Origin of the sequence: Accumulibacter sp. (assembly GCF_032229525.1) — a bacterium.
In the GTDB taxonomy this organism is placed as follows: Bacteria; Pseudomonadota; Gammaproteobacteria; order Burkholderiales; family Rhodocyclaceae; genus Accumulibacter.
The window spans coordinates 16,499-19,343 of the sequence record NZ_JAVTWB010000015.1 but is presented as its reverse complement, the minus strand read 5'-3'; the positions used below and the strand labels follow the sequence as shown (position 1 = coordinate 19,343).

The following is a 2,845-nucleotide window of genomic DNA, read 5'->3' as shown; positions in this document are numbered from 1 at the left end:
TGTTTGCTCGCAGAAAGTATAGGAAACGATCTTTCCTTTGTCCATGTGTGGCATACGGTTATGCTTGCAAGTTGACATAATACGGATTATACGCACCCAAAAATACCGTCATCAAAAGGGGCTGTTGTTCAGCATCGAGCGGCTCCCTCGCGTCAAGCAATCGCCTGCCCCCATGGAAGCCCCCAATGAATATTGATGGCGCCAGCGCTTGCGGCGTGGCGCCTGTTTCTTGAGCCGACGCTAGCTGCCTTTTGCCTGCTGGCCAGCCTTGAGTTGATCGCTTATCGCCTTGTTGAAGGTGACCAGCGCCGTCAGAGTCATGCGGCTGGTGGTCGGCCCGTCGAGATCCACCTCCATTTCCACCGTCTTCGACTTGTTGGCGGCAACACCGGCAAGGTTGCCAACGACCTGCAGCGCCCTGACGGCAGCGTCCTTCTGGGTGTCGTAGCCGCCAACATCGCGAAAACGCGCGAAAGTTCCGGGTACAACCAGGCCTTTGGGCGCGCGCACGCTTCCCGCGTCGACATGGCCACTGGCAACAGCGCCACCCGGGGGCGCCGTGACCATCATCTGTTCTCCAGCGCCAGTATTGGCACCGTCACGATGGAGAATGGAGGAGCCAGAGCCGGACGTCTCCAGCGAAGCAATGTTGACCGCCACGCCGATGGCGATCCCGTCGAGGCCAGCCTTGCTCCACTCGACGCGTTTGCCCATGTTGCCCGCGCCCATCCCGGCAAAGCCGCGCGCGTGTAACTTCATTCCCGTCGGTGCCAGCACGAGGTACTTGCGAACGGTATGGCCAAGATCCTGCTCGATGTAGACCGGGGCCGCGGCGGTGCTGGCGGGCTCGGTGGCCTCATATACCGCACCGTTGGCGGAGGTAAAGGCGGCTCCATCTTCCAGGTGGATTCCATCCGCCGCGAGCCTTGCCTGCAAGTCCGCCCAGGCTTTGTCGGTCAGCGCTTGTAGCGCGGGAACGTTGACATTGGCCACCTGGTACTTGATCTTGGATCGCGTACCACCATAGTTTGTCCCGGGCATGTATCCTGCCCTGGTGCTGGCAGAAACCTGACCACCAACTTCAAAAAGAACCCGGAACTCACTGATATAAATGTGCTTACCGGCTGTCTTCAGCTCTCCTTCAAGGAAGCCTTGGCTATCAAGCGGGAGCGCCGGTTCAGCCAACGCGGCTTGCACCTCGTTTGTATTGAATGGTTTCACTGACCCGGCCGCCGGGCCCTCGGCCAGCTTGCGGAATTCGTCGGCACCGAGCGTCTTCCCGGTATTGGCGAGGTCGTCGGCGCGACAATCCTTGGCGCTGGCCAGTTTGCCGAGGAAGGAGCGCCGCTCCCTGGCTTCGCCGGCGAGTTGCTGCGCAGCTGCGTCCGGTGCAAGGTTTTCCTCTACTTGTTGTTGCGCGACGACGCCGGCCACCTTGCCGACCAGGCCGCCGAGCCCACCGAACAGTCCGGAGGCCTGCGCAGCCGTCGCACCGACGACCTGCCCCCCGACGTTTGCGGCGCTGCCGGCGACCGCTTTGCCAACTCCGGGAGCGTTTGGATCACCGGCGTCGACCAGTGCGTCCATGCGCTTCTGTTCCGCGGCTATCCCGGCGCAATCGAGCTTGGCGTCAGTCTCGGCAACGCGCGCCAGGGTCTGAGCGAAAGGCACTGTCGGAACTCCGGACAGGCAGGCGACGAGGATGGCGTGACGGATGCGGTATTTCATTGGGCCTGCTCCTGAACGAAAGAAAATGAGAAAAACGGAGTCTAGCCGACCTTGAACAGGCAACCCCTTCGTCATTTTGCGGGAAGGTGACGAATGTCTCATTCAGGCCAAAAAAAGGAAGCGTAATGCCAGGCGCTGTCCCCGACAGGCTTTGTGCGGAGAGGCGCGCCGTGTTCCGCACGACCTCAAAACCAGGCACTCGTTTTGCCGCCCGGGAGATCGAGTGGTACATTCAACGGCTGCCCGTCAGTCGCCGACATCCCGCATCGAGCGAAATTCCCTGTCCACCACCTTGTCGTCCTGCCATGCCACAAGTTACCGCGAACAAACTCCAGATCGAGTACGAAAGTCTTGGCCCGCTGTCAGCGCCGGTCATCTTGCTGATCATGGGGCTGGGTGCGCAGTTGAGTCGCTGGAATATCGAGCTCTGCGAGGCGCTTGTCGCCCGCGGTTATCGCGTGCTGCGTTTTGACAATCGCGACTGCGGCCTGTCCAGCAAGCTCGATCAGGCCGGCGTTCCTGATGTCGGCGCAGCCCTGCGCGGCGGCTTGCCGCTGAGCGTGCCTTACACCCTGGCGGACATGGCTGCGGACTGCGTCGGTCTGCTCGATGCGCTGGGCATCGATCGGGCGCATATCGTCGGCGCGTCGATGGGCGGTGCGATCGCCCAGATCATTGCTGCGACCTATCCTCAGCGCACCTTGTCCCTGACCTGCATCATGTCCACCAGCAGCAATCCGAACCTGCCGCCGCCGACTCGCGAGGCGTCGCAAGCACTGCTGGCGCCCTTGCCGGCGGCACGCGACAAAGAGAGTTTGGTGGAGGACGCCCTGAGACGGCAGTTGGCTGTCACCAGCCCGGATTTTCCGAGTTGTCCGCAGCGCTTGCGGGCGGCGTTGGCCGACGAGCACGAGCGCAGTTTCCATCCGCGCGGCGTGGCACGACAGCTGGCCGCCTTTCTCGCCAGTGGTGATCGCCGTGCCTTGCTGCAGACGATCGCTGCGCCAACATTGGTCTTGCACGGAGCCGACGATCCGCTGATCCCTGTCGAGTGCGGTTACGACGTCGCAGCACACATTCCCGATGCGAAGATGCAGGTGATCCAGGGAATGGCACA

At 62.0% G+C, this 2,845-nt stretch carries 2 protein-coding genes; one reads left to right on the top strand and one right to left on the bottom strand.

The annotated features are described in order from the left end of the window. Positions 1–240 precede the first annotated feature (240 nt). Positions 241–1,728, bottom strand: coding sequence for a hypothetical protein (locus RUW20_RS01400; RefSeq protein ID WP_313950401.1), 1,488 nt, complete (start codon positions 1,726–1,728; stop codon positions 241–243). A gap of 305 nt (positions 1,729–2,033) precedes the next feature. On the opposite strand from RUW20_RS01400, the gene RUW20_RS01395 reads away from it, so the two are divergent. Next, positions 2,034–2,845: alpha/beta hydrolase (locus RUW20_RS01395; protein ID WP_313950400.1), on the top strand; the 812-nt coding region annotated here is incomplete at its 3' end.